The sequence below is a fragment of the Actinosynnema sp. NPDC023658 genome (assembly GCF_040639995.1).
Classification (GTDB): Bacteria; Actinomycetota; Actinomycetes; order Mycobacteriales; family Pseudonocardiaceae; genus Actinosynnema.
On sequence record NZ_JBFAAX010000957.1, the window covers coordinates 1 to 2,065 of the forward strand.

At 71.1% G+C, this 2,065-nt stretch carries 2 protein-coding genes; both read left to right on the forward strand.

What is annotated here, in order from left to right:
* The first annotated feature begins 384 nt into the window (after positions 1-384).
* Positions 385-1,248, forward strand: a complete 864-nt coding sequence (gene hisG, locus AB0G02_RS36885; RefSeq protein WP_360804139.1) for an ATP phosphoribosyltransferase — start codon at positions 385-387, stop codon at positions 1,246-1,248.
* Positions 1,249-1,552: 304 nt separating this feature from the next.
* Positions 1,553-2,065: CBM35 domain-containing protein (locus AB0G02_RS36890; protein ID WP_360804141.1), on the forward strand; the 513-nt coding region annotated here is incomplete at its 3' end.

Here is a 2,065-nt window from a genome sequence, read left to right on the forward strand (position 1 = left end):
GGGAGGCGCTGCTGGTCGCCGCGTTCGTCGTGCAGGGTCCGGTGCTCATCGCGCTCGCGGTGGCGGCCCGACCGGTGCCGCTGCCCGCGGAGGGGAAAGCGTTCCTGGTCGCCGCGGCGGCGATCGCGCTGTCGTTCACGGCGGGTTGGGCGTTGACCGCGAGAACCCGCCTCGGCCGGTTCTTCCGATTAACCGGACGTTCGTCGCTATTTCGGAAACAATGGGCCCGTGCGGTTATCGGGGGCAATGTCCGGGCACCGGTGCTCACGTGGTGGGAACCTCGGACGGGTGACCCGGTCGCGACACCCGGTGGTTTCCACACCGTGGGACACCAGGGCATACCCGGGACGGGGACGGGCCCCTCGGTGTGGGAGACTTCGCGTCATGGCTCCTCTTCGCTTCGCCCTGCCCAACAAGGGCTCGTTGAGTGCTCCCGCGGCGCAGATGCTGGCCGAAGCTGGTTACCGGGTGAACAGGTCCGGCCGCGAGCTCATCGTGGCGGACCCGGCAAATGATGTGCAGTTCTTTTTCCTGCGTCCCCGCGACATCGCGGTGTACGTGGGCGAGGGGTCGTTGGACGTCGGCATCACCGGTCGTGATCTGCTGCTCGATTCCACCGTGTCCGCGAAGGAAATCCTGCCGCTGGGCTTCGGCCGGGCGTCGTTCTACTTCGCGTCCAAGCCGGGCGGCATCCACGACGCCCCGGGCCTGGAGGGCAAGCGGATCGCGACCAGCTACCCGAACCTGGTCGAGCACCACCTGGCCGACCTCGGCATCAAGGCCCACCTCGTGCGGCTCGACGGCGCGGTGGAGACCGCGGTGGAGCTCGGCGTGGCCGACGCGATCGCCGACGTGGTCGAAACCGGCATCACGCTGAAGACCTCCGGCCTGGAGACGTTCGGCTCCCCGATCCTCAGGTCCGAGGCCGTGCTGATCCAGGGCGACACGGTCGCGGACGCGCCGGACGCGGTGCGCGCGGTCGAGATCCTGCACCGCCGGCTGCAGGGCGTGCTGATCGCCCGCCGGTACGTGATCCTCGACTTCGACTGCCCGGTCGAGGCGCAGGACGAGGCCTTCAAGCTGGTGCCCGGCATCGAGTCCCCGACCGTGTCGCCGCTGGCCCGCGAGGGCTGGGTGGCCGTCCGCTCGCTCGTGCCGCGCGACGACGCCCCGTTCATCATGGACGAGCTGTGGCGCGTGGGCGCGCGCGCGATCCTGGTCAGCTCCCTGGACACCTGCCGCATCTAGCACGACCACCCCGGACTCCACGTTTTCGCACGTCAGCGCGTGCGGACACGTGGAGTTCGGTGCGTCGGAGGACGGGAACGGCCCGCGTGGTCGACAGGTGCTACCCGGCGCAGCCGGACCCGACCCGATCTGGCCGGCCCCGGCGGTCCTACCGCGAGGCCCGCCGCCCTCGACCACGCCCGTCGTCGACGGTCGGCCCGAAACAACTCCTTTGTCCCACGCGCCTCGCCCCCTATGCTTCTGGGAGCGCTCCCAGATTGCGGGAGCCGGTGCCCCGCCAACGGTGGTGAAGGGACAGGACGACGTGAGGTTGTTGCTGCTCGTCTCGCTGCTGGCGCTGGGCCTCGTGCCACCGGCCGCCGCGGCGGCCCCGGCGGAGTGGGTCCAGGCCGAGGGCGGCACGCTGTCCGGCGTCGTGGTCGAGACGACCGTGGAGGGCTTCACCGGCGCGGGGTACGTCACCGGGTTCGACGAGGCCGCGGACAACCTGACCATCACCATCCCGGATAGCCCCGGCGGCCTGCACGACCTCACCATCCGCTACGCCGCGCCCTACGGCCCGAAGCGGACCGCGGTCTCGCTCAACGGCACCCCCGTCGGTGAGGTGGCGCTGGCCGAGAGCGCGGGCTTCACCGAGGCCACCGGCGCGAAGCTGCTGCTGGCCGAGGGCGACAACACGGTCACCTTCGGCACGGGCTGGGGCTGGTACCTGCTCGACGCGATCAGCGTCACGCCGAGCGCGCCGTCCGCACCGGGCGTCCACGAGGCCGAGGACGGGCAGCTGAACGGCGTGGTCGTCGAGTCGAGCGTGGCGGGC

What these genes read in the sequence shown, in the direction of transcription:
- hisG (WP_360804139.1), top strand. Translation starts at nt 385, where the DNA reads ATGGCTCCTCTTCGCTTCGCCCTGCCCAACAAGGGCTCGTTGAGTGCT.